The sequence below is a fragment of the Citrobacter amalonaticus genome (assembly GCF_037053465.1).
GTDB lineage: Bacteria > Pseudomonadota > Gammaproteobacteria > Enterobacterales > Enterobacteriaceae > Citrobacter_A > Citrobacter_A amalonaticus_H.
The window spans coordinates 74,987-100,951 of record NZ_JBALIF010000012.1 but is presented as its reverse complement, the minus strand read 5'-3'; the positions used below and the strand labels follow the sequence as shown (position 1 = coordinate 100,951).

General features: G+C 53.6%; 22 protein-coding genes and 1 pseudogene. 16 read left to right on the top strand and 7 right to left on the bottom strand.

All coding sequences use genetic code 11. The features are described 5' to 3' along the window. Nucleotides 1–11 precede the first annotated feature (11 nt). Together WB371_RS18290 and WB371_RS18285 are read left to right on the top strand one after the other, a co-directional pair. Nucleotides 12–701 (top strand): annotated as a pseudogene (locus tag WB371_RS18290) (MFS transporter); the annotation flags it as partial. Continuing rightward, a complete protein-coding gene (locus WB371_RS18285) occupies nucleotides 698–1,093 on the top strand; it encodes a DUF4440 domain-containing protein (RefSeq protein ID WP_336221451.1) in 396 nt (131 codons plus the stop codon). The pseudogene WB371_RS18290 and the gene WB371_RS18285, both read left to right, overlap by 4 nt. Nucleotides 1,094–1,248: 155 nt before the next feature. On the opposite strand, the gene icd is transcribed toward WB371_RS18285, so the two are convergent. Then, nucleotides 1,249–2,499 carry an NADP-dependent isocitrate dehydrogenase gene (icd, locus tag WB371_RS18280; RefSeq protein WP_336221450.1) on the bottom strand — a complete coding sequence of 417 codons (1,251 nt, stop codon included), beginning with the start codon at nucleotides 2,497–2,499 and terminating at the stop codon, nucleotides 1,249–1,251. A gap of 171 nt (nucleotides 2,500–2,670) precedes the next feature. On the opposite strand from icd, the gene rluE reads away from it, so the two are divergent. The 8 genes from rluE (at nucleotide 2,671) to roxA (ending at nucleotide 10,550) form a co-directional block, all read left to right on the top strand. After that, the gene (rluE, locus tag WB371_RS18275) at nucleotides 2,671–3,336 is read left to right on the top strand and encodes a 23S rRNA pseudouridine(2457) synthase RluE (protein ID WP_336221449.1); all 666 of its coding nucleotides are present in this window, start codon (nucleotides 2,671–2,673) and stop codon (nucleotides 3,334–3,336) included. Nucleotides 3,337–3,339: 3 nt separating this feature from the next. Further along, entirely contained in the window at nucleotides 3,340–3,780 is a 441-nt protein-coding gene (locus tag WB371_RS18270; RefSeq protein ID WP_420704060.1) for an NUDIX hydrolase, read from the top strand. An 81-nt stretch (nucleotides 3,781–3,861) separates the two neighbouring features. Further along, complete coding sequence (gene mnmA, locus WB371_RS18265) at nucleotides 3,862–4,968, top strand: tRNA 2-thiouridine(34) synthase MnmA (RefSeq protein WP_336221448.1); 1,107 nt, start codon at nucleotides 3,862–3,864, stop codon at nucleotides 4,966–4,968. Between the two features lie 35 nt (nucleotides 4,969–5,003). Then, the gene (gene hflD / locus WB371_RS18260; RefSeq protein WP_336221447.1) at nucleotides 5,004–5,645 is read left to right on the top strand and encodes a high frequency lysogenization protein HflD; all 642 of its coding nucleotides are present in this window, start codon (nucleotides 5,004–5,006) and stop codon (nucleotides 5,643–5,645) included. A 3-nt stretch (nucleotides 5,646–5,648) separates the two neighbouring features. After that, nucleotides 5,649–7,019: an adenylosuccinate lyase gene (gene purB / locus WB371_RS18255; RefSeq protein WP_336221446.1), complete on the top strand. Its 1,371-nt coding sequence runs from the start codon at nucleotides 5,649–5,651 to the stop codon at nucleotides 7,017–7,019. Between the two features lie 178 nt (nucleotides 7,020–7,197). Next, the gene (gene phoP / locus WB371_RS18250; RefSeq protein WP_336221474.1) at nucleotides 7,198–7,869 is read left to right on the top strand and encodes a two-component system response regulator PhoP; all 672 of its coding nucleotides are present in this window, start codon (nucleotides 7,198–7,200) and stop codon (nucleotides 7,867–7,869) included. Next, a complete protein-coding gene (phoQ, locus tag WB371_RS18245; protein WP_336221445.1) occupies nucleotides 7,869–9,332 on the top strand; it encodes a two-component system sensor histidine kinase PhoQ in 1,464 nt (487 codons plus the stop codon). Before phoP ends, phoQ begins: the two co-directional genes overlap by 1 nt. A gap of 96 nt (nucleotides 9,333–9,428) precedes the next feature. Next, nucleotides 9,429–10,550 carry a [50S ribosomal protein L16]-arginine 3-hydroxylase gene (gene roxA, locus WB371_RS18240; protein ID WP_336221444.1) on the top strand — a complete coding sequence of 374 codons (1,122 nt, stop codon included), beginning with the start codon at nucleotides 9,429–9,431 and terminating at the stop codon, nucleotides 10,548–10,550. 92 nt (nucleotides 10,551–10,642) lie between these two features. Here the strand turns inward: roxA and pepT are convergent, their stop codons facing one another. Further along, on the bottom strand, nucleotides 10,643–11,878 hold the full coding sequence (gene pepT / locus WB371_RS18235; protein WP_336221443.1) for a peptidase T: 1,236 nt from the start codon (nucleotides 11,876–11,878) through the stop codon (nucleotides 10,643–10,645). 234 nt (nucleotides 11,879–12,112) lie between these two features. Between pepT and potA the strand changes: the two genes are divergently transcribed. From potA to potD, 4 genes are read left to right on the top strand one after another with little or no spacing between them, the layout of a single operon-like run. Continuing rightward, nucleotides 12,113–13,264: a spermidine/putrescine ABC transporter ATP-binding protein PotA gene (gene potA / locus WB371_RS18230; RefSeq protein WP_336221473.1), complete on the top strand. Its 1,152-nt coding sequence runs from the start codon at nucleotides 12,113–12,115 to the stop codon at nucleotides 13,262–13,264. After that, a complete protein-coding gene (gene potB / locus WB371_RS18225) occupies nucleotides 13,248–14,105 on the top strand; it encodes a spermidine/putrescine ABC transporter permease PotB (RefSeq protein WP_336221442.1) in 858 nt (285 codons plus the stop codon). Before potA ends, potB begins: the two co-directional genes overlap by 17 nt. Continuing rightward, nucleotides 14,102–14,881, top strand: a complete 780-nt coding sequence (potC, locus tag WB371_RS18220; RefSeq protein ID WP_336221441.1) for a spermidine/putrescine ABC transporter permease PotC — start codon at nucleotides 14,102–14,104, stop codon at nucleotides 14,879–14,881. The genes potB and potC overlap by 4 nt, the downstream gene beginning before the upstream one ends. Before the next feature lie 24 nt (nucleotides 14,882–14,905). After that, nucleotides 14,906–15,952 (top strand): spermidine/putrescine ABC transporter substrate-binding protein PotD, encoded by a 1,047-nt coding sequence (potD, locus tag WB371_RS18215; protein WP_336221440.1) that lies wholly within the window; start codon nucleotides 14,906–14,908, stop codon nucleotides 15,950–15,952. Between the two features lie 97 nt (nucleotides 15,953–16,049). On the opposite strand, the gene cobB is transcribed toward potD, so the two are convergent. The 5 genes from cobB to lolC are packed head-to-tail and all read right to left on the bottom strand — an operon-like array spanning nucleotide 16,050 to nucleotide 20,966. Then, nucleotides 16,050–16,871 carry a Sir2 family NAD+-dependent deacetylase gene (gene cobB, locus WB371_RS18210; protein ID WP_336221439.1) on the bottom strand — a complete coding sequence of 274 codons (822 nt, stop codon included), beginning with the start codon at nucleotides 16,869–16,871 and terminating at the stop codon, nucleotides 16,050–16,052. Nucleotides 16,872–16,886: 15 nt separating this feature from the next. Beyond that, nucleotides 16,887–17,798, bottom strand: a complete 912-nt coding sequence (gene nagK, locus WB371_RS18205) for an N-acetylglucosamine kinase (RefSeq protein WP_336221438.1) — start codon at nucleotides 17,796–17,798, stop codon at nucleotides 16,887–16,889. 30 nt (nucleotides 17,799–17,828) lie between these two features. After that, nucleotides 17,829–19,073: a lipoprotein-releasing ABC transporter permease subunit LolE gene (gene lolE / locus WB371_RS18200; RefSeq protein WP_336221437.1), complete on the bottom strand. Its 1,245-nt coding sequence runs from the start codon at nucleotides 19,071–19,073 to the stop codon at nucleotides 17,829–17,831. Next, on the bottom strand, nucleotides 19,073–19,774 hold the full coding sequence (gene lolD, locus WB371_RS18195; RefSeq protein ID WP_336221436.1) for a lipoprotein-releasing ABC transporter ATP-binding protein LolD: 702 nt from the start codon (nucleotides 19,772–19,774) through the stop codon (nucleotides 19,073–19,075). Before lolD ends, lolE begins: the two co-directional genes overlap by 1 nt. Beyond that, nucleotides 19,767–20,966: a lipoprotein-releasing ABC transporter permease subunit LolC gene (lolC, locus tag WB371_RS18190; RefSeq protein WP_336221435.1), complete on the bottom strand. Its 1,200-nt coding sequence runs from the start codon at nucleotides 20,964–20,966 to the stop codon at nucleotides 19,767–19,769. The genes lolD and lolC overlap by 8 nt, the downstream gene beginning before the upstream one ends. 252 nt (nucleotides 20,967–21,218) lie before the next feature. Between lolC and WB371_RS18185 the strand changes: the two genes are divergently transcribed. Together WB371_RS18185 and mfd are read left to right on the top strand one after the other, a co-directional pair. Continuing rightward, entirely contained in the window at nucleotides 21,219–22,292 is a 1,074-nt protein-coding gene (locus WB371_RS18185; protein WP_336221434.1) for an acyltransferase family protein, read from the top strand. 106 nt (nucleotides 22,293–22,398) lie between these two features. Next, the gene (mfd, locus tag WB371_RS18180; protein WP_336221433.1) at nucleotides 22,399–25,845 is read left to right on the top strand and encodes a transcription-repair coupling factor; all 3,447 of its coding nucleotides are present in this window, start codon (nucleotides 22,399–22,401) and stop codon (nucleotides 25,843–25,845) included. Nucleotides 25,846–25,965: the final 120 nt, after the last annotated feature.

Genomic DNA, 25,965 nt, shown 5'->3' with positions numbered 1-25,965 from the left:
TTACGTGGGTAGGATCACTCGCCCTTACTGGCTATGTCAGGAATGCGCTTAAAAAAAGCCATCCACTGATTAATCTGCATTTGTTGAAGGTTCCACTATTACAAACCGCAATGCTGATTTATCAGTTCATTCCCGGTTTATTCACTGGCGTCAGTATGATCACCATGCTCTATCTACAAAACCAATTGGGTATGCGCGCAAGCTTTGTTGGCGCACTCATGTTGCCATGGTCGCTGTTTTCCTTTGTCGCTATCAGTTTGACAGGTAAGAAGTTCAATCTCTGGGGGCCACGCCCTCTGTTTATTACCGGATGCCTGGCTCAGGCCTTGGGTATTGGCATGCTGGCATTGACAGATCAGACAGCGGATGCCGTTATTTGTGTGCTTGCTTTCGCGTTAATGGGATTCGGCGGCAGTTTGTGTAGCAGCACGGCTCAAAGTTCTGCTTTTATTCAAATCGCAAATCCTGAACTTGCTGATATCAGCGCACTGTGGAATATCAATCGCCAACTCAGTTTTTGTCTCGGCGTTACGCTGGTCACTCTCCTGTTCAACCTGATTGCTAATACTGGCATGTCCTTAGAATCGTCTTATCATCTGTGCTTTATGTTAGTAGCATGCAGCACTGCCATTCCTGTCATATGCTGTTTCCGTATTGCAAATCAGAAGGTCATATATACGCTCAATAAGGAAAAAGAATGAATCGTTATTTCAAGGAAATCCTCGACGCCCATGAGTTGATCCGTTGCTGGTTGGGCAATGAGGACGCAAAGAATGAAATTTGCGAAAATCTTTTAGCACGTTTCAGCGCGGCATACTCCATGGTGACACCCACTGGCGTGTTACTTGACTTCACTACATTAAACGCCTTCTTCCGCGCTCAGCGCGGCGCACGTCCTGGTCTGGAAATTACGATCAAGGATATGCAGGTGGTTGCCGAAAGTGAAAATGGTGCAACTGTGGTTTATAAAGAGTCACAGCAACTTCCGGGACAAAATACTACGCTTCGCTTTTCTACAGTTGTGTTCGAATTAAATCATGATGGCAATGTCATCTGGCGACATTTACACGAGACGTCATTACCTCAGGCCTGATAGTGGTGTTACCTTACTCTCGCGTATAAAACGCTTACGGTGTGTAGTCCTGGTCCTCCACACAGAATATGCGCTCACACGCCTGTCTCGGTATTTTCTGTGCACAAAAAACGGGAGCACATTGGCTCCCGTTCTCATACAATCCAGAGACTGGATTACATATTCGCGATGATCGCGTCACCAAACTCTGAACATTTCAGCAGTTTAGCGCCTTCCATCAGACGTTCGAAGTCATAGGTCACGGTCTTCGCGGCAATCGCGCCTTCCATGCCTTTAACAATCAGGTCTGCGGCTTCGAACCACTGCATGTGGCGCAGCATCATCTCAGCAGACAGAATGATGGAGCCCGGGTTTACTTTGTCCTGACCGGCGTATTTCGGCGCTGTACCGTGCGTTGCTTCGAACAATGCACACTCGTCGCCGATATTTGCGCCAGGGGCGATACCGATGCCGCCAACCTGCGCCGCCAGGGCATCAGAAATGTAGTCACCGTTCAGGTTCATACAGGCGATCACGTCGTATTCCGCCGGACGCAGCAGGATCTGTTGCAGGAACGCATCCGCGATCACGTCTTTAACCACGATCTCTTTACCGGTGTTCGGGTTCTTGATTTTCACCCACGGACCGCCGTCGATCAGCTCACCGCCGAATTCTTCACGCGCCAACTGGTAGCCCCAGTCTTTAAACGCGCCTTCGGTGAACTTCATGATGTTGCCTTTGTGAACCAGGGTCACAGAGTCACGGTCATTGGTGATCGCATATTCAATGGCCGCACGAACCAGACGCTTGGTCCCTTCTTCAGAACACGGTTTGATACCGATACCGCAGTGTTCCGGGAAGCGAATTTTCTTCACACCCATCTCTTCGCGCAGGAATTTGATCACTTTTTCTGCATCCGCAGAATCGGCTTTCCACTCAATACCGGCGTAGATGTCTTCTGAGTTTTCACGGAAGATAACCATGTCGGTCAGTTCCGGATGTTTCACCGGGCTTGGGGTGCCCTGATAGTAGCGAACAGGACGCAGGCAAACGTACAGGTCAAGTTCCTGACGCAGCGCCACGTTCAGAGAGCGAATACCGCCACCGACCGGCGTCGTCAACGGGCCTTTAATCGCCACGCGGTAGTCACGAATCAGATCCAGGGTTTCCGCCGGCAGCCAGACATCCTGACCGTAAACCTGGGTGGATTTCTCACCGGTGTAGATTTCCATCCAGGAGATTTTACGCTCACCTTTGTAGGCTTTCTCAACGGCAGCGTTAACAACTTTGATCATCGGAGGGGTAACATCAACACCGATGCCGTCGCCTTCAATGAATGGGATAATCGGATTATGCGGCACATGCAGCTTGCCGTCTTTAAGGGTGATTTTTTGACCTTCTGCCGGAACAACTACTTTGCTTTCCATTCACCTCTCCTTCGAGCGCTTCTGGTTTGCTCGTCTGTCATCGCGCTGCATGTGCGTTTGCGTCCTGCTGCACGACTGCGTTAGAGCAATTTTTTGTTAATGTTTTGTAATGAGCATGTCAATACTACCCTAATGTTCGCTGCCATGAAAGACACTCGTTATTAGGCTATAATGCGGCAATTGATAAGATCTGAAAATACCATGCAAAAAACTTCTTTTAGAAATCACCGGGTTGAGCGATTCAGCCAGCGACAAGTCACTAAGCGCCGGAAAGAAAACCAGCCAAAACGCGTGGTTTTGTTCAATAAACCTTACGATGTTTTGCCACAATTTACTGACGAAGCCGGACGCAGAACGTTAAAAGATTTTATTCCTGTGCAGGGCGTATACGCAGCTGGTCGTCTGGACAGAGACAGTGAAGGGTTACTGGTGCTCACCAATGACGGCGCCTTGCAGGCACGTCTGACACAACCCGGTAAACGCACCGGGAAAATTTACTACGTTCAGGTTGAAGGCGAACCTACAGCAGAAGCGCTGGAAGCGTTGCGAAGTGGCGTGACGCTGAACGATGGCCCCACCCTGCCCGCCGGCATTGAGAGCGTCGATGAACCTGAATGGATCTGGCCGCGCAATCCACCGATTCGCGAACGTAAAAACATCCCCACAACCTGGCTGAAAATAACCTTATATGAAGGTCGTAACCGCCAGGTACGCAGAATGACCGCGCATGTTGGCTTTCCCACATTGCGACTGATTCGCTATGCAATGGGAAGTTACACTCTGGAAAATCTGGCCAACGGTGAATGGCGGGATGTCACTGATGAAAATAAAGGATAAGTCATGTTTAAACCGCACGTCACTGTTGCCTGCGTTGTGCATGCAGAGGACAAATTTTTAGTGGTTGAAGAGACCATTAACGGCAAAGCGCTGTGGAACCAGCCAGCCGGACATCTGGAAGCGGATGAGACATTAGCCGAGGCCGCCGCGCGTGAACTGTGGGAAGAGACCGGCATCAGCGCGCAGCCTCAGCACTTTATTCGTCTGCATCAATGGGTTGCGCCAGACAACACACCCTTTTTGCGTTTCCTGTTTTCCATTGAACTTACCCGGATGTGCGACACCGAACCACATGACAGCGATATCGATCGCTGTCATTGGGTGAGCGCTGATACCATCCTTAATGCACCGAACCTGCGTTCTCCGCTGGTTGCCGAGAGCATCCGCTGTTATCAAAGCGGCAGGCGGTATCCACTTGAGGTGGTCGGCGAATTTAGAATTTAACCGGTCGTTTACAGAGGGTGCCATCTATCAGGCTGCGTGATAGAATACGCCGCCTTGAAGTTCAATGTCGTGAGTATTCCAATGTCAGAAAGCCCAAAAAAAGTGATCGTCGGCATGTCCGGCGGTGTCGATTCCTCCGTTTCCGCCTGGCTGTTGCAACAACAGGGTTACCAGGTAGAAGGCTTGTTCATGAAGAACTGGGAAGAGGACGACGGTGAGGAATATTGCACAGCGGCAGCCGATCTGGCCGACGCACAGGCCGTTTGCGACAAGCTCGGCATTGAACTGCACACTGTCAACTTTGCCGCAGAATATTGGGATAACGTTTTCGAACTGTTCCTTGCGGAGTACAAAGCGGGTCGTACGCCAAACCCGGATATTCTGTGCAACAAAGAGATCAAATTTAAAGCCTTCCTGGAGTTCGCCGCAGAAGATTTAGGCGCCGATTACATCGCCACCGGTCACTACGTGCGCCGTGCCGATGTAAACGGTAAAAGCCGTTTGCTGCGTGGTCTGGATGGCAACAAAGACCAGAGTTACTTCCTTTATACGCTGGGTCATGAGCAGATCGCACAAAGCTTGTTCCCGGTCGGCGAGCTGGAAAAACCCCAGGTGCGCAAAATCGCCGAAGACCTGGGTCTGGTCACCGCGAAGAAAAAAGATTCCACCGGTATCTGCTTCATCGGGGAACGTAAGTTCCGCGAATTCCTCGGTCGTTATCTTCCGGCACAGCCTGGCAAAATTATTACCGTCGACGGTGAAGAGATTGGTCAGCATCAGGGGCTGATGTATCACACACTCGGTCAGCGTAAAGGCCTGGGCATCGGCGGTACCAAAGAAGGTACGGAAGATCCGTGGTACGTGGTGGATAAAGACGTTGAGAACAACATTCTGGTTGTCGCTCAGGGTCATGAGCATCCGCGTCTGATGTCAGTCGGCCTGATTGCACAGCAGTTGCATTGGGTCGATCGCGAACCTTTCACCGGCACGATGCGCTGCACCGTGAAAACCCGCTATCGCCAGACCGACATTCCCTGCACGGTTAACGCGCTGGATGGCGAACGCATTGAAGTCCTTTTTGACGAGCCGGTTGCGGCCGTCACCCCCGGCCAGTCAGCAGTATTTTACCACGGCGACGTGTGTCTCGGCGGCGGTATTATCGAGCAGCGTCTGCCTCTGCCGGTATAATTATTCTCTCAGACTGAAACAAGGAAGCAGTGACCGTGGCAAAGAATTATTATGACATCACCCTCGCACTGGCAGGCATCTGCCAGTCGGCACGCCTGGTGCAACAACTGGCACACCAGGGGCACTGTGATGCCGATGCGCTCCACGTTTCACTGAACAGCGTGATTGATATGAACCCCAGCTCAACGCTGGGTGTCTTCGGCGGCAGCGAGGCCAATCTGCGCCTCGGCCTCGAAACCCTGCTCGCAGTACTTAATGCCAGCAGCCGCCAGGGGCTCAATGCAGAATTGACCCGCTACACGCTTAGCCTGATGGTACTGGAGCGTAAACTCTCCGCTGCCAAAGGCGCGCTCGACACGTTGGGTGAGCGGATCAACGGATTACAGCGTCAGCTCGATCATTTTGATCTGCAGTCAGAAACGCTGATGAGCGCGATGGCCGGTATTTATGTCGATGTCATCAGTCCGCTGGGCCCACGTATTCAGGTGACCGGCTCCCCTGCCGTCCTGCAAAGCCCGCAGGTTCAGGCCAAAGTCCGCGCTTCTCTTCTGGCCGGTATTCGCGCCGCGGTGCTCTGGCATCAGGTTGGCGGCGGCCGTCTGCAATTGATGTTTTCTCGTAATCGCCTGACCGCTCAGGCAAAACAAATTCTTGCTCATTTAACCCCGGAGTTGTGATCTATGGAATTATCCTCACTGACCGCCGTTTCCCCTGTCGATGGACGCTACGGCGATAAAGTCAGCGCGCTGCGCGGGATTTTCAGCGAATACGGTTTGCTGAAATTCCGTGTACAGGTAGAAGTACGCTGGCTGCAAAAACTGGCCGCGCACGCAGCGATCAAGGAAGTTCCTGCTTTTGCTGCCGACGCAAACGGTTTCCTCGATACTATCGTTGCCAACTTCAATGAAGAAGATGCCGCACGTATCAAAACCATCGAGCGCACCACTAACCATGACGTCAAGGCCGTTGAGTATTTCCTGAAAGAGAAAGTGGCTGATATCCCGGAACTCCATGCCGTCTCCGAATTCATTCACTTCGCCTGTACTTCTGAAGACATCAATAACCTGTCTCACGCGCTGATGCTGAAAACCGCGCGTGATGAGGTGATCCTGCCGTACTGGCGTCAACTGATTGATGGCATTAAAGATCTGGCGGTGCAGTATCGCGATATTCCGCTGCTCTCCCGCACGCACGGTCAGCCCGCAACCCCGTCAACCATCGGTAAAGAGATGGCAAACGTGGCGTACCGTATGGAGCGTCAGTTCCGTCAGCTTAACCAGGTGGAGATCCTCGGCAAAATCAACGGCGCCGTCGGGAACTATAACGCACACATCGCCGCATACCCGTTCGTTGACTGGCATCAGTTCAGCGAGGAATTTGTTACATCGCTGGGTATTCAGTGGAACCCGTACACCACGCAGATTGAGCCGCACGACTACATCGCCGAACTGTTTGACTGTATCGCCCGCTTTAACACCATTCTGATCGACTTCGATCGTGACGTCTGGGGTTACATTGCCCTGAACCATTTCAAACAGAAAACCATCGCGGGCGAAATTGGTTCGTCCACCATGCCGCACAAAGTGAACCCGATCGACTTTGAAAACTCCGAGGGCAACCTGGGCCTGTCCAACGCCGTTCTCCAGCATCTGGCAAGCAAACTGCCCGTTTCCCGCTGGCAGCGCGACCTGACCGACTCTACCGTTCTGCGCAATCTGGGCGTAGGGATCGGCTATGCGCTGATCGCCTACCAGTCAACGCTGAAAGGTGTGAGCAAGCTGGAAGTGAACCGCGATCGCCTGCTGGACGAGCTGGATCACAACTGGGAAGTGCTGGCAGAGCCGATTCAGACGGTAATGCGCCGCTACGGTATTGAAAAACCATACGAGAAGCTGAAAGAGCTGACCCGCGGTAAGCGCGTTGACGCCGAAGGCATGAAGCAGTTTATCGATGGTCTGGCATTACCGGAAGACGAAAAAACGCGCCTGAAAGCGATGACGCCAGCCAACTATATTGGTCGCGCCATCACCATGGTGGACGAACTGAAGTAATCACAATGCCTGCGCCGGATGGCGCTAACGCCTATCCGGCCTACAAGTGCTACGAGTGCAGTTTGTAGGCCGGATACGGTATTTCCCTCCCCCTTTCCCCGGTTTATTAAATGTTTATCCCCATAACGCCATAATCAGGATTACACTATTCATACCGATGATTTAGGGAGAAAAGATGATGCGCGTACTGGTTGTTGAGGATAATGCGTTATTACGTCACCACCTTAAGGTGCAGCTTCAGGATGCAGGACATCAGGTTGATGATGCTGAAGATGCCAAAGAGGCCGATTATTACCTTAACGAACACCTGCCTGATATCGCCATCGTCGATTTAGGTCTGCCGGATGAAGACGGGCTGTCATTGATCCGCCGCTGGCGAAGTAACGATGTCTCTCTCCCGGTGCTGGTGCTGACCGCGCGTGAAGGCTGGCAGGACAAAGTGGAAGTGTTAAGCGCAGGCGCGGATGACTATGTCACCAAACCGTTTCATATTGAGGAAGTCGCGGCCCGTATGCAGGCGCTGATGCGCCGTAATAGCGGCCATGCTTCGCAAATTATCTCGATTCCCCCTTTCCAGGTCGATCTCTCGCGTCGTGAACTCTCAGTGAACGATGAGGTCATCAAACTGACCGCCTTTGAATACACCATTATGGAAACGCTGATCCGCAACAACGGCAAAGTGGTCAGCAAAGACTCATTAATGTTACAGCTCTATCCGGATGCCGAGCTGCGTGAAAGCCATACCATTGACGTTCTGATGGGACGCCTGCGGAAAAAAATCCAGGCGCAATATCCCAATGAAGTCATCACCACCGTTCGCGGTCAGGGATATCTCTTCGAACTGCGCTAATGAATAAACTGTTGCGTCATCTTTTTCCGCTGTCTCTGCGCCTGCGCTTTCTGCTGGCCACCGCAGGTGTTGTGCTGGTGCTCTCGCTGGCTTACGGTATGGTCGCACTGGTCGGCTATAGCGTGAGCTTTGATAAGACCACATTCCGCCTGCTCCGCGGTGAGAGCAACCTCTTCTATACCCTCGCCAAATGGGAAGACAACAAGATCCACGTCGAGCTGCCGGAACATCTCGACATGCAAAGTCCCACGATGTCGCTGATCTACGATGAAAAAGGCAAATTACTGTGGGCGCAGCGCAATGTGCCCTGGCTGGTGAAACTCATCGATCCTGAGTGGCTGAAAAGTAACGGTTTCCACGAAATAGAAGCCGATATTGATGCCACCAGTATGTTGTTAAATGAAGATCACTCAGTTCAGGAGCAACTGAAAGAAGTCCGGGAAGATGATGATGACGCGGAAATGACCCACTCCGTCGCCGTAAATGTCTATCCGGCAACCGCCCGTATGCCGCAACTGACGATTGTGGTGGTCGATACCATTCCGATAGAGCTTAAACGCTCGTATATGGTCTGGAGCTGGTTTATTTATGTGCTGGCAGCAAACCTGTTGCTGGTTATCCCTCTGCTGTGGGTCGCGGCCTGGTGGAGCCTGCGTCCTATTGAAGCGCTGGCGCGCGAAGTGCGGGAACTGGAAGAACATCACCGGGAACAGCTTAATCCTGAAACCACGCGCGAACTGACCAGTCTGGTGCGCAACCTGAACCGTCTGCTAAAAAGCGAACGCGAACGTTATGACAAATACCGCACAACGCTGACCGATCTCACTCACAGCCTGAAAACCCCGCTGGCCGTCCTGCAAAGTACGCTACGCTCAATGCGCAGTGAGAAGATGGACGTCAGCGATGCTGAGCCTATCATGCTTGAGCAGATCAGCCGGATCTCCCAACAAATTGGTTATTACCTGCACCGCGCCAGTATGCGCGGAGGCGGTGTCTTGCTAAGCCGGGAACTGCATCCGGTCGCCCCGCTGCTGGACAAACTCACGTCGGCACTGAACAAAGTCTATCAACGCAAAGGGGTGAATATTAGCCTCGATATTTCGCCGGAAATCAGCTTCGTTGGCGAGCAGAACGACTTTGTCGAAGTGATGGGCAACGTGCTGGATAATGCCTGTAAGTACTGTCTGGAATTTGTCGAAATTTCTGCCCGCCAGACTGACTATCATCTGCACATCGTGGTGGAGGATGACGGTCCGGGAATTCCACAAAGCAAACGCGATCTCATCTTCGATCGCGGTCAACGCGCGGACACGCTACGTCCTGGACAAGGCGTCGGGCTGGCGGTGGCACGCGAAATCACAGAACAATACGACGGCAAGATTATCGCCGATGACAGCCTGCTCGGCGGCGCGCGAATGGAAGTGATATTCGGTCATCAGCATCCGGGACAGAAAGACGACTAAACCGAGATGTAATAAATATGAGCCAACTGCGCGCATTGGGTTACGCATCCGTTATAATCGGTGACAGAAACCCGCCCCAGCCTGTGGAAGCTCAATATGGAATACCAATTAACTCTGAACTGGCCCGACTTTCTTGAACGTCACTGGCAAAAACGCCCGGTGGTGTTAAAGCGCGGCTTTAATAACTTCATCGATCCCCTCTCCCCTGACGAACTGGCGGGTCTGGCGATGGAAAGCGAAGTGGATAGCCGTCTGGTCAGCCATCAGGATGGCAAGTGGCAGGTCAGCCACGGTCCCTTCGAAAGCTATGACCATCTTGGCGAGAACAACTGGTCCTTACTGGTCCAGGCCGTAAACCACTGGCACGAACCGGCCGCCGCACTGATGCGCCCTTTTCGCGCGTTACCCGACTGGCGCATTGACGATCTGATGATCTCTTTCTCTGTACCCGGCGGCGGCGTGGGTCCCCATCTCGATCAGTATGATGTGTTTATTATTCAGGGAACCGGGCGTCGCCGCTGGCGCGTGGGCGAAAAGCTGCAAATGAAACAGCACTGCCCGCATCCGGATCTGCTTCAGGTCGATCCGTTTGAAGCCATCATCGATGAAGAGCTGGAGCCGGGCGATATTCTCTATATTCCACCTGGATTCCCGCACGAGGGTTATGCGCTGGAAAACGCGATGAACTATTCCGTCGGGTTCCGCGCGCCAAATACCCGTGAACTGATTAGCGGCTTTGCCGACTACGTGTTGCAACGCGAACTGGGCAGCACGTATTACAGCGACCCGGATATGCCACCTCGTGAGCATCCTGCTGACGTCCTGCCGCAGGAGATGGACAAACTGCGCGCCATGATGCTGGATCTGATTAATCAGCCGGAGCATTTCAGACAGTGGTTTGGCGAGTTTATTTCTCAGTCACGTCATGAGCTGGATATCGCGCCGCCGGAACCGCCGTACCAGCCTGATGAGATCTATGATGCCCTGAAGCAAGGCGATGTGCTGGTGCGTCTGGGCGGATTACGGGTTCTGCGCGTGGGTGATGAGGTTTATGCTAACGGCGAGAGAATTGATTCTCCGCATCGTCCGGCGCTGGAAGCGCTTGCCAGCCACATCGTCCTGACGGCCGAAAACTTTGGCGATGCGCTGGAAGATCCATCATTCCTCGCCATGCTGGCGGCACTGGTCAACAGCGGGTACTGGTTCTTCGAAGGGTAAAATAAAATATGCCGGATGGCGGCGCTAACGCGTCTTATCCGGCCTACGGTTCACATGTCCTGTAGGCCGGATAAGCGTCGCGCCATCCGGCATCAACCACGCTTCGACTGCTTCGCCGTTAACTCGGCAATCCGCACAATCACCTGCACCGCTTTCTCCATGCCTTCCAGCGTCACAAACTCATGCTTGCCATGATAGTTATAACCGCCAGTGAACAGATTTGGGCAGGGTAATCCCATGAACGAAAGTTGGGCGCCGTCTGTGCCGCCGCGAATCGGCTTCATATCCGGTTCGATATCGCAGTCACGCATCGCCTGCTGGGCGATCTCCAGAATATGCGGATGCTCAACCACCTTCTCACGCATATTGTAATAGCTGTCTTCGATCACCAGTTCAATGTAGCAATCCGGGTGCAACCCCTTGCCGACTTTTTTGGCGATCTCCATCATCTTACGTTTACGCGCTTCAAACTGCTTACGGTCGAAATCGCGGATGATGTAGTGCATATCCGCACGATCCACCGAGCCTTTCATGCTCGCCAGATGATAGAAGCCGTCATAGCCGTTGGTCATTTCCGGGCTTTCATCCGCCGGGACTTCGCTATGAATGCGAGCCGCCAGCGACAATGCGTTGACCATCACCCCTTTCGCAGTACCGGGGTGAACGTTGTTGCCGACGATTTTGATATTCACCGAGGCAGCATTGAAGTTCTCAAACTCCAGCTCTCCCACGCCACCGCCATCCACGGTATAGGCCCATCTGGCATCAAAGGCGGCGACATCAAAGTGTTTCGCCCCTTTTCCGACCTCTTCATCTGGGGTAAAAGCGACGCGAATATCGCCATGCGGGATATTGTTATGTTTCAGTACCGCCAGCGCGGTCATGATCTCCGCCACACCCGCTTTATCATCCGCGCCCAACAGCGTTTTGCCATCGGTGGTAATCAGCGTTTGTCCGAGCAACTGATGCAGCACCGGAAACATTACCGGCGACAGCACTTCGTCGCCAATGCCAAGCGCGATATCGCCACCGCGATAGTTTTCCACAATTTGCGGGTTAACATGCTTACCGCTAAAGTCCGGTGAGGTATCCACATGGGAAATGAAACCGATAGCAGGGATATCGCCAGGGATATTCGCTGGCAACGTCGCCATCAACGTCCCTTTGTCACTTAACGTCACATTGACCAGCTCCATTTCTTCGAGCTGCTGTTTGAGCAGATTTAATAACTTCCACTGTCCCTCGGTACTGGGAACCTGTCTCACACCCGATTTCGATTGGGTATCCAATGAAACGTAGTGTAGAAAACGCTCAAGTAGTTTATCCATGCAGTCACCCTCACTATTTGTGACAACATTATCAGTAAGCCACAAAAGACAAATATTGCGTCAGGTCACTTTTATCCCCGCAAACGAGAATATTTCGCTTCCGCCCCCCTGGTGACTATAGAACGACGTCAGTTATTGGCAACAAGCATTGGCGATTACAATGGTTTGCCGTAGAATGACCGCCCTCATTACGAGTCACCAAGGTGGTCAACACAAACCCCGCATCGGTCAGCCATCCGCTGCGTTTACAAGGGACAGAGTAAAAAATTGAATAAACAACCGCGTTCGCTTTCACCGCTGGTGCATTTGTCAGGTATCAGCAAAAGCTTCGATGGCAAAGAGGTCATTTCCCAACTGGATTTGACCATCAATAATGGCGAGTTCCTCACGCTGCTTGGCCCTTCTGGCTGCGGTAAAACAACCGTTCTGCGCCTGATTGCCGGTCTGGAAACGGTAGATTCCGGGCATATCATGCTGGATAACCAGGATATCACCGACGTTCCGGCAGAAAATCGCTATGTGAACACCGTCTTCCAAAGTTATGCCTTATTCCCCCACATGACGGTATTTGAAAATGTGGCGTTCGGATTGCGCATGCAGAAAACCCCCGCTGCCGATATCACCCCACGCGTGCTGGAAGCGCTGCGCATGGTACAACTGGAAGAGTTTGCCCAGCGTAAACCGCACCAGCTCTCCGGCGGGCAACAGCAGCGTGTGGCGATTGCCCGCGCGGTGGTCAACAAACCGCGACTGCTCCTGTTAGATGAATCCCTCTCCGCGCTGGACTATAAGCTGCGAAAGCAGATGCAAAACGAACTGAAAGCCTTGCAGCGTAAGCTCGGCATCACCTTTGTATTTGTGACGCACGATCAGGAAGAAGCCCTGACCATGTCCGATCGCATCGTGGTCATGCGCGATGGACGTATTGAACAAGACGGCACGCCGCGTGAAATCTACGAAGAGCCGAAAAATCTGTTCGTCGCCGGGTTCATTGGCGAAATCAACATGTTTAATGCCACGGTGATTGAACGTCTGGACGAGCAGCGGGTTCGCGCCGACGTGGAAGGCCGCGAATGCAATATCTACGTCAATTTCGCCGTAGAACCGGGACAAAAACTACACGTCCTGCTGCGCCCGGAAGATCTGCGCGTGGATGAAATCAATGACGACAACCACATTGATGGCCTGATTGGCTACGTTCGTGAACGCAACTATAAAGGCATGACGCTGGAGTCAGTGGTTGAACTGGAAAATGGCAAGATGGTGATGGTCAGCGAATTCTTCAACGAAGACGATCCGGACTTTGACCACTCACTCGATCAGAAAATGGCCATTAACTGGGTAGAAAGCTGGGAGGTCGTACTGGCTGATGAAGAACACAAGTAAATTCCAGAATGTGGTGATCATCACTATCGTCGGTTGGCTTGTGTTGTTTGTCTTTCTGCCCAACCTGATGATTATTGGCACCAGCTTTTTGACCCGCGACGATGCCAGCTTCGTCAAAATGGTCTTTACGCTGGACAATTACACACGCCTGCTCGATCCGCTCTATTTTGAAGTGTTATTGCACTCGCTGAATATGGCGCTGATCGCCACCCTTGCCTGCCTGGTGCTTGGCTATCCTTTTGCCTGGTTTCTGGCAAAACTGCCGCAAAAGGTTCGTCCGCTCTTGCTTTTTCTGCTGATTGTCCCCTTCTGGACCAACTCGCTGATCCGCATTTATGGGCTGAAAATCTTTCTCAGCACCAAAGGCTATCTGAACGAATTCCTGCTGTGGCTGGGCATTATCGATACGCCGATGCGCATCATGTTTACACCGGGCGCGGTGATTATCGGTCTGGTGTATATCCTGCTGCCGTTTATGGTGATGCCGCTCTACTCCAGCATAGAGAAACTCGACAGACCGTTACTGGAAGCGGCCAGAGATCTGGGCGCCAGCAAGTTGCAAACCTTTATCCGGATCATCATCCCTCTGACCATGCCAGGCATTATTGCTGGTTGTCTGCTGGTGATGCTGCCCGCAATGGGGCTGTTCTACGTCTCCGACCTGATGGGCGGCGCGAAAAACCTGCTGATTGGTAATGTTATCAAAGTTCAGTTCCTGAACATCCGCGACTGGCCGTTTGGTGCCGCAACCAGCATTACGCTGACTATCGTGATGGGCCTGATGCTGCTGGTTTACTGGCGTGCCTCCCGTTTGCTGAACAAGAAGGTGGAACTCGAATGATCGGTCGACTGCTGCGCGGCGGCTTTATGACCGCAATCTACGCGTACCTGTATATTCCAATCATTATTTTGATTGTGAACTCCTTTAATAGCTCTCGCTTTGGCATCAACTGGCAAGGTTTTACCACCAAATGGTATGGCCTGCTGATGAACAACGACAGCCTGCTCCAGGCCGCACAGCACTCGCTGACAATGGCGATTTTTTCCGCGACATTTGCCACGTTGATCGGTTCGCTAACCGCAGTGGCGCTCTACCGCTACCGTTTTCGTGGTAAGCCGTTTGTCAGCGGTATGCTGTTCGTGGTGATGATGTCACCGGATATCGTGATGGCTATCTCCCTGCTGGTGCTGTTTATGCTGTTAGGGATCCAGTTAGGTTTCTGGTCGTTGCTGTTTTCGCATATCACGTTCTGCTTACCGTTCGTGGTGGTCACGGTCTATTCTCGCCTGAAAGGGTTTGACGTACGCATGCTGGAAGCGGCGAAAGATTTAGGCGCCAGCGAGGTCACCATCCTGCGCAAAATCATTCTGCCGCTGGCGATGCCTGCGGTCGCGGCAGGCTGGTTGCTGAGCTTTACCCTGTCGATGGATGATGTGGTTGTCTCGTCGTTCGTCACCGGGCCCGGCTACGAAATTCTACCGTTAAAAATTTATTCGATGGTCAAGGTCGGCGTCTCTCCGGAAGTGAACGCGCTGGCGACCATTTTATTGGTGCTGTCGCTGGTGATGGTGATTGCCAGCCAGTTGATTGCTCGTGATAAAACCCGGAGCCGTTAAGGTTCAATACTCAGGGGACGTTAAATGAAAAAATTGTCACGCCACCTGCTCGCAGCAGGCGCTCTCGCACTTGGCATGAGCGCTGCGCACGCGGACGACAGTAAGACACTCTACTTCTACAACTGGACTGAGTATGTTCCGCCAGGACTGCTGGAACAGTTCACTAAAGAGACCGGAATTAAGGTTATCTATTCGACCTACGAGTCGAACGAAACCATGTACGCCAAGCTCAAGACTTACAAAGACGGCGCTTACGATCTGGTGGTGCCATCAACCTATTATGTCGACAAAATGCGTAAAGAAGGCATGATTCAGAAGATCGACAAGTCGAAGTTGACCAACTTCAGCAATCTCGATCCTGACATGCTGAACAAGCCATTTGACCCGAATAATGACTATTCCATTCCGTACATCTGGGGTGCAACAGCCATCGGCGTCAACAGCGACAGCATCGACCCGAAAACGGTCACCAGTTGGGCCGACCTGTGGAAACCAGAATACAAAGGCAGCCTGCTGCTGACCGACGACGCGCGTGAAGTGTTCCAGATAGCGCTGCGTAAACTGGGCTATTCCGGCAATACCACCAATCCCAAAGAGATTGAAGCCGCCTATAACGAACTGAAAAAGCTGATGCCAAACGTGGCGGCGTTTAACTCCGACAACCCGGCAAACCCGTATATGGAAGGCGAAGTGAACCTGGGCATGGTATGGAACGGCTCGGCATTCGTGGCGCGTGAGGCGGGAACGCCGCTGGAAGTTGTCTGGCCGAAAGAAGGCGGGATCTTCTGGATGGACAGCCTTGCGATTCCGGCAAATGCCAAAAACAAAGAAGGCGCGCTGAAGTTAATTAACTTCCTGCTGCGTCCGGACGTGGCGAAAGAAGTGGCGGAAACCATCGGTTACCCGACACCGAACCTGGCGGCACGTAAGCTGTTAAGCCCGGAAGTGGCAAACGACAAATCGCTTTACCCGGATGCAGAAGCCATCAGCAAAGGGGAGTGGCAAAACGACGTTGGCGCGGCCAGTACGATTTACGAAGAGTATTACCAGAAGCTGAAAGCAGGACGCTGATTCAGTACTCAGCCGGATAACGCTGCGCTTATCCGGCCTGCAAGCCGTTCATCTGTAGGCCGGGTAAGGCAAAGCCGCCACCCGGCAAACATCCACATCACAGTCCTTTCAATAACTTCTCCACAAACTCAGGGACTACCTGACTTGCCGGACCGTAATATTTTTCTTCAAACTCACTACCGACCTGGCTCGGCTCCAGATTGAGCTCCACCGTGTGCGCGCCGTGCAGCTTTGCTTCATGGACAAAACCGGCGGCCGGATAGACGTGCCCGGAGGTGCCAATCGCAATAAAAACATCCGCCATGGCGAGCGCCATGTAGATCTCATCCATACCGAGCGGCATTTCACCAAACCAAACGACGTGCGGTCGCAGCGGCGCCGGGAACTGGCAGCAGTGGCATTTGTCTTCTGGCGTCACATCGCCGGTCCACTCCAGAATTTGCCCGCTCTGTGAACAGCGCACCTTCAGTAGTTCGCCATGCATGTGAATGATGTTCTGATTCCCGGTCCGCTCGTGGAGATTATCGATATTCTGCGTGACCAGCAGGAAATGGTCGCCTAACGCTTCTTCCAGTTTCGCCAGCGCAATGTGCGCCGGGTTGGGTTGAATTTCAGGCTGCTGTAACTGCCGACGGCGGGCATTATAAAAGGATTGCACCAGTCTGGGATTACGGGCGAAGCCTTCCGGCGTTGCCACATCTTCCACCCGATGTTCTTCCCACAGTCCATCTGCGGCGCGAAAAGTACGAATCCCCGATTCCGCAGAGATCCCTGCTCCTGTAAGTACCAATACTCTTGGTTTTTCCATCACTTCCGGTACCACTCTGTCTCTGAAAAAGATCCGTTGACGCAGGCGTTCGCGTAGATGGCGCTTATTTTTCCGAAATCGACTTAACCGATGACCCCGACGCGAGAGCATAGCAACCTCTTTTGATTAATCGGTAAGATGTAAGAATGCGGCACCACGCATCCCACCGGCATCGCCATGTCGTGCACGCTCAATGCGAGGCACACGCGCCACGGGAAGCAGATGGCGTGGCAATCTCTGGGCCAGATGCGTGGTGATAGCCGTAAAATTCGACAGGCCACCGCCAATAACAACCAGGTCAGGATCGACGATAGTCAGGATATTCCCCAGACACACCGCCAGCAAATCCAGATAACGCTCAACGTGCGCCCGCGCCTGCTCATCACCCTGCTCCCACAATGCAATAATTTCAGGCGCCTGTAGCGGTTGATGATAGTAATACTCATATAACCAGGCAAATCCGCGACCAGACAGATAGTTTTCAATGCAGCCAAGCTGACCGCAGCCACAACGACGTAACGGGAAATCAAACCCCATCAGGGTGAGTGCATCTACCGGCAGGCGCATATGACCAAACTCACCGGTAATATAGCTGCGCCCGGTGATCGGTTTACCGTTGAGGATAAGACCACCGCCTACGCCCGTGCCAAGAATAAGCCCCATGACCAGCGGATACTGGGTGAACTCATCATCCCAGGCTTCGGAAAGGGCAAAACAGTTTGCATCGTTATCAAGGCGGACGTCACGGTCAAGCCGTGCGCTGAGATCGGCACGCAGGGGTTTGCCACTGGCAGCAGGGACATTCGCGGCGTACAGCGTGCCATCTTCGGTTTCCGGCATTCCAGGGATACCAATACCTACCGAGCCTTTGACGCCAAATCGCTGGTCGGCTTGTGCCACCAGACTGCACACCGCCTCTAAAAAGGCGTCGTAACCGTCACGCGGCGTAGGGACTCGCGTTTCCCACTGCAGCTTCCGTTCGCTGTCAAAAACGCCCAACGCAATTTTTGTCCCACCAATATCAAACCCGTAGTACATTGCCGCTCCTTGTGTCTCACGCAATTATGGTTACTGGCCGCTGAGTACTCTCGCAGGATCAATGTTGCTGGCGCGCCGCGCCGGATACCAACTTGCCAACAGACTCAGCAACAGTGCTGTGACCAGCACGTAAATCACATCCAGCCAGTGCAATTCGGATGGCAGGAAGTCGATAAAATAGATATCTCCCGACAGGAACTGATGGCCAATCAGCTTTTCTATGCCGTTAATAATCGGCGTCAGTTGCAATGAAACCACCACGCCGATGACCACGCCGATCAGACTGCCTGACAGGCCCGCCAGCAGGCCGTACCAGACAAAAATAGCGCGGATTAAACCATCTTTCGCGCCCAGCGTTCTTAATACCGCAATATCGCCGCTCTTGTCTTTTACCGCCATAACTAATGTTGAAACAATGTTAAAACATGCAACACCGATCACCAGTACCATCGCCAGGTACATAATGGCTCGGATCATCTGGATATCGCGATACATGTAGCCATAGGTGCCAATCCAGCTCTTGATATAGACATAGCTGTTGGTCACTTCGCCCGCGTCGCGCACCAGCTTATTAGCGTTGAAAACGTCATTCACCTTTAACGCAATGCCGGAGACCGTGTTGTTCATCTCCAGATACTGCTGGGCATCCGCCATCGGGATCATCGCGAAGCTATGATCGAGTTGGCCGCTTAACTGCAGGATCCCGGCCACATGCAGACGGATACGCTTCGGCTGCTGCAACTTATGATCGGCACTGGCATTGGGGATCATAATGGACACCCAGTCACCCTGCTTCACCTTCAGCGCATCAGCGACGCCCTTGCCGATAATAATTTGCTGTTCACCCGCCTTAAAACTGGCCCAGGCATTATTCTGCACAAATGAGGGTAGCGCGCTCAGTCGCTGTTCCTGCTGCGGATCAACGCCTTTTACCTGAATGGCGCGCAGATTCGCTCCGCTTTCCACCAGCCCGGTGAAGTTAATGTACGGCGCAGCGGCGGTAATCCCCGGCACCTTTTCCACTTTCTCCAGCGCCTCACGCCAGTTGGTCCACGGCTGATTGACGGCCTCAATTTCACCGTGCGGCACCACTGCCAGAATGCGATTGTTCAGTTCGCGTTCAAAACCGTTCATGGCGCTTAAACCCACTATCAGCACCGCCACGCCCAGCGCGATGCCGATAGTTGAGATCACCGAAATCAACGACACCATGCCGCCGCGCCGACGTCCCCGACTAAAGCGCAGGCCGATTAATAATGATAAAGGCGACGCCATTACTCCGCCCCCATCAGGCTCAGTTCCGCCGTCAGGCGTCCGTCACGCATTTCCAGTTGGCGGCTCATGCGCTTCGCCAGTTGCAGATCGTGCGTAACGACCAGAAACGCAGTGCCCTGCGAGCGGTTCAGCTCACCCAGAAGCTGGAAGATGCTGTCGGCGTTGCGCGCATCCAGGTTACCGGTCGGCTCATCCGCCAGGACCAGACGCGGGTTATTGACCAGCGCACGGGCAATCGCCACACGTTGGCGTTCACCGCCAGACAGCTCAGACGGACGGTGGCTGGCGCGATGCGCTAACCCAACCGCCTCCAGCATTTCACGCGCACGTTCGGTTATCTCTGCCGGTTTTTTCTTGCCAATCAACAGAGGCATCGCCACGTTTTCCAGCGCGGTAAAATCTGGCAGCAGGTGGTGAAACTGATAGATAAAACCGAGTTTCTGGTTACGTAATTCCGCTTTTGCCGCCGACGACAGCTTGCTCATCGGCTGGCCGCTAAAAATCACATCGCCTGAGGTTGGCGTATCTAGTCCGCCGAGCAGGTGCAACAATGTGCTTTTACCGGAGCCGGAACTGCCGACAATCGCCATCATCTCGCCTTCACCCACGCTGAAGCTGACATCATGCAGTACGTCGGTTTGCACAGTGCCTTCCTGATAGCGTTTGCACAGTTTGTCGCATTGCAACAGGATCTTATTCATAACGTAAAGCCTCAGCGGGTTGAGTGGCGGCAGCGCGCCATGAAGGATAAAGCGTAGAAAGCAACGCGATGGACATCGCCACCAGCGCAATCACAATCACCTGCAAGGGTTCGATCGCCACCGGCAGCGCAGCACCGTCCAGCAGCACACCGATAATGGGCATCAGGTTATTCAACTGGCTGGCCAGCAACGCGCCCAGCGCGGCTCCCAGCAGCGCGCCAATAATTCCGGCGCTGGCCCCCTGGACCATAAAGACCATCATGATTTGTCGCGGCGTCAGCCCCTGAGTTTGCAATATGGCAACCTCTCCCTGCTTTTCCATCACCATCAGACCTAACGAGGTAATAATATTGAACGCGGCCACCGCCACAATCAGGCTTAACAGCAGCCCCATCATGTTCTTTTCCATCCGCACGGCCTGGAACAGTTCACCTTTGCGCTCGCGCCAGTCCTGCCATTTAGTGCCTTCCGGCAGCGTCTGCTGGCTGAGAGAATCTACTTTCAATGGTTCATTCAGCCACAACCGCCAGCCGGTGATATTTCCGGCCGGGTAGCGCATGAGGCGCGAGGCATCCTGAATGTTGGTCAACATCTGGTAGCCATCAACTTCACTGTTGGCCGAGAATGTGCCAATCACCGTAAACAAGCGCTGGCTGGGCAGTCGTCCCATCGGGGTGAACTGGCTGGCAGAAGGCACCATCACGCGGATCTGATCGCCACGATTGACCCCGAGCTGCCCTGCAAGTTGTTCACCCAGGATGACATTATACTGACCTGCCTTGAGATCGGTTTGCTTCACATTGACCAGATAGGGCGTCAGCGGATCTTTTTGTGACGGGTCGATACCCAGCATCACCCCCACCGCCACGCCGCGCGCGCTTTGCAGGACAACATCGCCTGTGGTCAACGGCGCAAGGCGATTCACCCCGTTAAGCTTCACGGCGCTTTCCGGCAGTTGCTGTGGATTCAGAGAGCCTTGCTCAGATGAGAGAATGGCCTGGGGCATCAGACCCAGAATGTTATTTTGCAATTCACGCTCAAAACCGTTCATCACTGACAAAACCGTGACCAGCGCCATCACCCCAAGGGTAATGCCGATGGTGGAAAGCCAGGAGACGAAGCGACCGAAGCGATCTGCTGCACGCCCGCGCATGTAACGCAGGCCAATAAATAGAGCGACAGGTTGGTACATGAAATCCGTCTGGTTGCTGTTAGCAAAGTCACGAGTATATAAGCGAAAGCGGCATGGGTAAACGCCTGAACCGTAAGTGTTCGTCAGCGTGAAGATCCCTGAATCGGTTGGCGTAAACTCTCCCGCAGGAATCGCTGTACGTCCCCTGCTCTTTATCTTAAAAAATCCAAAAACAGAATGTTACGCATTACAGCGCCCGCCCCGGCCCGCAGGATCACTGGCTATGTTGAATAACGCGAGCGCGCTGTCCTGATGAAAAAGAAAGCACTATGGATTAACCAAATCAAAGGGTTATGTATTTGTCTGGTGGTCATTTATCACTCGGTGATCACCTTCTACCCACATCTGAGCCATTTCCAGTTGCCTGTTTCTGAACTGCTGTCCAAATGCTGGATTTACTTTAATCTCTATCTTGCCCCGTTTCGGATGCCGGTATTTTTCTTTATTTCTGGTTATTTAATACGCCGCTATATCGATAGCGTGAGCTGGAAAGAGAGCGCCAACAAACGGATCTGGCATATTTTCTGGGTGCTGGCGCTCTGGGGAGCCGCGCAGTGGCTGGCGCTGACCGCGCTTAACGGCTGGCTGGCCCCGGAACGCGAACTCAATAACGCCTCTAATGCCGCCTACGCCGGTTCCCTGGGTCAGTTCTTGCGCAGTATGCTCACCGCCAGCACCAGTCTGTGGTATCTCTACGCGCTGATTGTCTATTTTGTGGTGTGTAAAACGTTCAGCCGCTGGGCCGTGCCGCTGTTCGCCCTGTTCGTGCTGTTGAGCGTCGCCATCAATTTTGTCGCCACGCCGTGGTGGGGAATGAACAGCGTGATCCGCAACCTGCCGTATTACAGCCTTGGCGCCTGGTTTGGCGTCCCGCTGATGGCGTGGATCAAAGAGGTGCCGCTTCGTCGCTATGCCCTGCCCGGCGCTGCTGCTCTGGTTCTGGCTGTCACGGCGTGGCTGTTTAACGTCTCATTATTACTGTCGTTGGTTTCCGTGGTGCTGATTATGAAGCTGTTCTATCAGTACGAACAACGCTTTGGAATGAATGAATCCAGCCTGCTCAACCTCATTGGCTCGAACACTATCGCAATTTATACCACCCATCGCATCCTGGTGGAGGCCTTCAGTCTGCTGCTGATTCCGCGCATCAATGCCGCCATTTGGTCACCAAAGCTCGAACTGGCGCTGTTACTGGTCTATCCGTTTGCCAGTCTGCTTATCTGTACGCTGTCGGGTCTGGGCGTGCGTAAACTCTCCAAAGGGCTGTTCGGCGATATTCTTTTCTCGCCGCCTTCTCGTCCGCTCACTGTTGATTATTCCCGTTAAGGCTTTCGCCCTCCTGCGAGGGCGATTCAATTTGCTAATGAAGAACGATCACGGATAATACAGGGCATTGCTTATCAGACGACCTAAAAGAGATTCTGACAACCGAATGCCTGAACAACAACGTTATACGCTGCCCGTAAAAGCGGGCGATCAGCGCCTGTTGGGTGAATTGACCGGCGCCGCCTGCGCCACGCTGGTGGCGGAAATTGCCGAACGCCACCCCGGCCCCGTCGTGCTCGTAGCCCCCGATATGCAAAACGCGCTGCGTCTGCACGATGAAATTCGTCAGTTTACCGATCAGATGGTGATGAACCTCGCCGACTGGGAAACCTTGCCGTACGACAGTTTCTCACCGCATCAGGAAATTATCTCCTCGCGCCTCTCCACGCTGTATCAGCTACCGTCGATGCAACGCGGCGTACTGATCGTGCCGGTCAATACGCTAATGCAACGCGTCTGCCCGCACAGTTATCTCCACGGACATGCGCTGGTGATGAAAAAAGGTCAGCGCCTGTCGCGTGATGCGCTGCGCTCCCAGCTTGACAGCGCGGGTTACCGCCACGTCGATCAGGTCATGGAGCATGGTGAATACGCGACCCGTGGCGCGCTGCTCGATTTATACCCGATGGGCAGCGAACAGCCTTACCGACTCGATTTCTTTGATGATGAAATTGACAGTCTGCGGCTGTTTGACGTCGACACCCAGCGCACGCTGGAAGAAGTCGATGCGATTAATCTGCTGCCTGCGCATGAATTCCCGACCGACAAAACCGCGATCGAACTGTTCCGCAGTCAATGGCGTGACACCTTTGAAGTAAAACGCGACGCAGAGCATATCTATCAGCAGGTCAGTAAAGGGACATTGCCGGCGGGAATTGAATACTGGCAGCCGCTCTTTTTCAGCGAACCCTTGCCAGCGCTGTTCAGTTATTTCCCGGCGAACACGCTGGTGGTGAATACCGGCGATCTGGAAAGTAGCGCTGAGCGCTTCCAGGCCGACACGCTGGCGCGTTTCGAAAACCGGGGCGTGGACCCGATGCGGCCTTTGTTACCGCCGGAATCGCTGTGGCTTCGCGTCGATGAACTTTTTTCTGAACTCAAGCGCTGGCCGCGTGTACAGCTCAAAAAAGACCACCTTCCTCCCAAAACGGCGAATACCAATTTAGGCTTCCAGTCATTGCCGGATCTGGCGGTACAGGCGCAACAAAAAGCCCCTCTTGATGCGCTGCGCAAGTTCCTGGAATCCTTTACCGGAGCGGTAATTTTCTCGGTGGAAAGTGAAGGCCGCCGTGAAGCGCTCGGTGAACTGCTCGCCCGTATTAAAGTCGCGCCGAAACGGATCATGCGTCTGACGGAAGCGACGGATGCCGGGCGTTACCTGATGATTGGTGCCGCCGAACACGGTTTTATCGATACGCAGCGCAACCGGGCGCTTATTTGTGAAAGCGATCTGCTGGGCGAACGCGTGGCACGACGCCGTCAGGATTCGCGCCGCACGATTAACCCGGACACATTGATTCGCAACCTGGCGGAGTTACATCCCGGACAGCCCGTGGTGCATCTGGAGCACGGTGTTGGACGCTATGCGGGGATGACGACGCTTGAAGCGGGCGGGATCAAAGGCGAGTATCTGATGCTCACCTATGCCAATGACGCAAAACTGTATGTTCCGGTCTCTTCTCTGCATCTGATCAGTCGTTACGCCGGTGGCGCCGAAGAGAATGCGCCGCTGCATAAACTCGGCGGCGACGCCTGGTCGCGCGCCCGGCAAAAAGCGGCGGAGAAAGTCCGCGATGTGGCAGCGGAACTGCTGGATATCTACGCCCAGCGCGCGGCCAAACAAGGCTTCGCCTTCAAACACGATCGCGAGCAGTATCAATTGTTCTGCGACAGCTTCCCGTTTGAAACCACCCCCGATCAGGCCCAGGCAATCAACGCGGTACTCAGTGACATGTGCCAGCCGCTGGCGATGGATCGACTGGTGTGCGGCGATGTCGGATTTGGTAAAACCGAAGTGGCAATGCGCGCGGCCTTCCTCGCGGTGGAAAACCATAAGCAGGTAGCCGTTCTGGTGCCAACCACCCTGCTTGCCCAACAGCACTATGACAACTTCCGCGACCGCTTCGCCAACTGGCCGGTGCGCATTGAAATGCTCTCCCGTTTCCGCAGCGCCAAAGAGCAGGCGCAGATCCTGGAACAGGTTGCCGAAGGGAAAATCGATATTCTTATCGGCACACACAAGCTGCTGCAAAGCGATGTAAAACTCAAAGATCTGGGACTGCTGATTGTCGATGAAGAGCACCGTTTCGGCGTACGGCATAAAGAACGTATTAAAGCGATGCGCGCCGATGTGGACATTCTGACGCTGACCGCCACCCCGATCCCGCGTACGTTGAATATGGCAATGAGCGGCATGCGCGATCTGTCGATTATTGCCACGCCGCCAGCCCGTCGCCTGGCGGTCAAAACCTTTGTTCGCGAGTACGATAGTCTGGTGGTACGCGAAGCGATTCTGCGTGAAGTGCTGCGCGGCGGTCAGGTCTACTATCTCTATAACGATGTCGAGAATATCCAGAAAGCCGCTGACAGGCTGGCGGAGCTGGTGCCGGAAGCACGCATCGCCATTGGTCACGGGCAGATGCGCGAACGCGAACTGGAACGGGTGATGAATGACTTCCATCATCAGCGTTTCAACGTTCTGGTCTGTACCACCATAATCGAAACCGGTATCGATATTCCGACCGCCAACACGATTATCATTGAACGGGCGGATCACTTTGGCCTGGCGCAGTTGCACCAGTTACGCGGCCGTGTGGGTCGTTCGCATCATCAGGCCTATGCCTGGCTGTTGACGCCACATCCCAAAGCCATGACCACCGACGCACAAAAACGACTGGAAGCCATCGCCTCTCTGGAAGATCTGGGTGCGGGCTTTGCGCTGGCGACGCACGATCTGGAGATTCGCGGCGCGGGTGAATTGCTCGGCGAAGAACAGAGCGGTTCGATGGAAACTATCGGTTTTTCGCTGTACATGGAGTTGCTGGAAAACGCCGTCGATGCGCTGAAGGCCGGGCGCGAGCCGTCGCTGGAAGATCTCACCAGTCAGCAAACGGAAGTAGAACTGCGTATGCCGTCGCTGCTACCGGACGATTTTATCCCGGACGTCAATACCCGTCTGTCGTTCTATAAGCGCATCGCCAGTGCGAAAAGCGAGAATGAACTCGAAGAGATCAAAGTCGAGCTGATCGATCGCTTTGGTTTGCTGCCCGATCCGGCGCGTAACTTACTGGATATCGCCCGACTACGGCAACAGGCGCAGAAACTGGGTATTCGTAAACTCGAAGGCAATGAAAAAGGCGGTACCATCGAGTTTGCCGAGAAGAATCATGTTAACCCAGGCTGGCTGATTGGTCTGCTGCAAAAACAGCCGCAGCACTTCCGTCTTGACGGGCCAACCCGGCTGAAATTCATTCAGGATCTGTCTGAGCGGAAAACCCGTATGGACTGGGTGCGTCAGTTTATGACGCAACTGGAAGAAAACGCCGTGGCATGATGGTGTAGTGCCGGATGGCGGCTTCGCCTCATCCGGCCTACAATCCGATGCCTGTCTCCAGGACTGATAAGCGCAACGCCACCAGGCAAGTTCCGGGATCTTTACAACTCTTTGCACTTC

What these genes read in the sequence shown, in the direction of transcription:
- WB371_RS18285 (WP_336221451.1), top strand. Translation starts at nt 698, where the DNA reads ATGAATCGTTATTTCAAGGAAATCCTCGACGCCCATGAGTTGATCCGT.
- icd (WP_336221450.1), bottom strand. Translation starts at nt 2,499, where the DNA reads ATGGAAAGCAAAGTAGTTGTTCCGGCAGAAGGTCAAAAAATCACCCTT.
- rluE (WP_336221449.1), top strand. Translation starts at nt 2,671, where the DNA reads ATGCGGCAATTGATAAGATCTGAAAATACCATGCAAAAAACTTCTTTT.
- WB371_RS18270 (WP_420704060.1), top strand. Translation starts at nt 3,340, where the DNA reads ATGTTTAAACCGCACGTCACTGTTGCCTGCGTTGTGCATGCAGAGGAC.
- mnmA (WP_336221448.1), top strand. Translation starts at nt 3,862, where the DNA reads ATGTCAGAAAGCCCAAAAAAAGTGATCGTCGGCATGTCCGGCGGTGTC.
- purB (WP_336221446.1), top strand. Translation starts at nt 5,649, where the DNA reads ATGGAATTATCCTCACTGACCGCCGTTTCCCCTGTCGATGGACGCTAC.
- phoP (WP_336221474.1), top strand. Translation starts at nt 7,198, where the DNA reads ATGCGCGTACTGGTTGTTGAGGATAATGCGTTATTACGTCACCACCTT.
- phoQ (WP_336221445.1), top strand. Translation starts at nt 7,869, where the DNA reads ATGAATAAACTGTTGCGTCATCTTTTTCCGCTGTCTCTGCGCCTGCGC.
- roxA (WP_336221444.1), top strand. Translation starts at nt 9,429, where the DNA reads ATGGAATACCAATTAACTCTGAACTGGCCCGACTTTCTTGAACGTCAC.
- pepT (WP_336221443.1), bottom strand. Translation starts at nt 11,878, where the DNA reads ATGGATAAACTACTTGAGCGTTTTCTACACTACGTTTCATTGGATACC.
- potB (WP_336221442.1), top strand. Translation starts at nt 13,248, where the DNA reads ATGAAGAACACAAGTAAATTCCAGAATGTGGTGATCATCACTATCGTC.
- potC (WP_336221441.1), top strand. Translation starts at nt 14,102, where the DNA reads ATGATCGGTCGACTGCTGCGCGGCGGCTTTATGACCGCAATCTACGCG.
- potD (WP_336221440.1), top strand. Translation starts at nt 14,906, where the DNA reads ATGAAAAAATTGTCACGCCACCTGCTCGCAGCAGGCGCTCTCGCACTT.
- cobB (WP_336221439.1), bottom strand. Translation starts at nt 16,871, where the DNA reads ATGCTCTCGCGTCGGGGTCATCGGTTAAGTCGATTTCGGAAAAATAAG.
- nagK (WP_336221438.1), bottom strand. Translation starts at nt 17,798, where the DNA reads ATGTACTACGGGTTTGATATTGGTGGGACAAAAATTGCGTTGGGCGTT.
- lolE (WP_336221437.1), bottom strand. Translation starts at nt 19,073, where the DNA reads ATGGCGTCGCCTTTATCATTATTAATCGGCCTGCGCTTTAGTCGGGGA.
- lolD (WP_336221436.1), bottom strand. Translation starts at nt 19,774, where the DNA reads ATGAATAAGATCCTGTTGCAATGCGACAAACTGTGCAAACGCTATCAG.
- lolC (WP_336221435.1), bottom strand. Translation starts at nt 20,966, where the DNA reads ATGTACCAACCTGTCGCTCTATTTATTGGCCTGCGTTACATGCGCGGG.
- WB371_RS18185 (WP_336221434.1), top strand. Translation starts at nt 21,219, where the DNA reads ATGAAAAAGAAAGCACTATGGATTAACCAAATCAAAGGGTTATGTATT.
- mfd (WP_336221433.1), top strand. Translation starts at nt 22,399, where the DNA reads ATGCCTGAACAACAACGTTATACGCTGCCCGTAAAAGCGGGCGATCAG.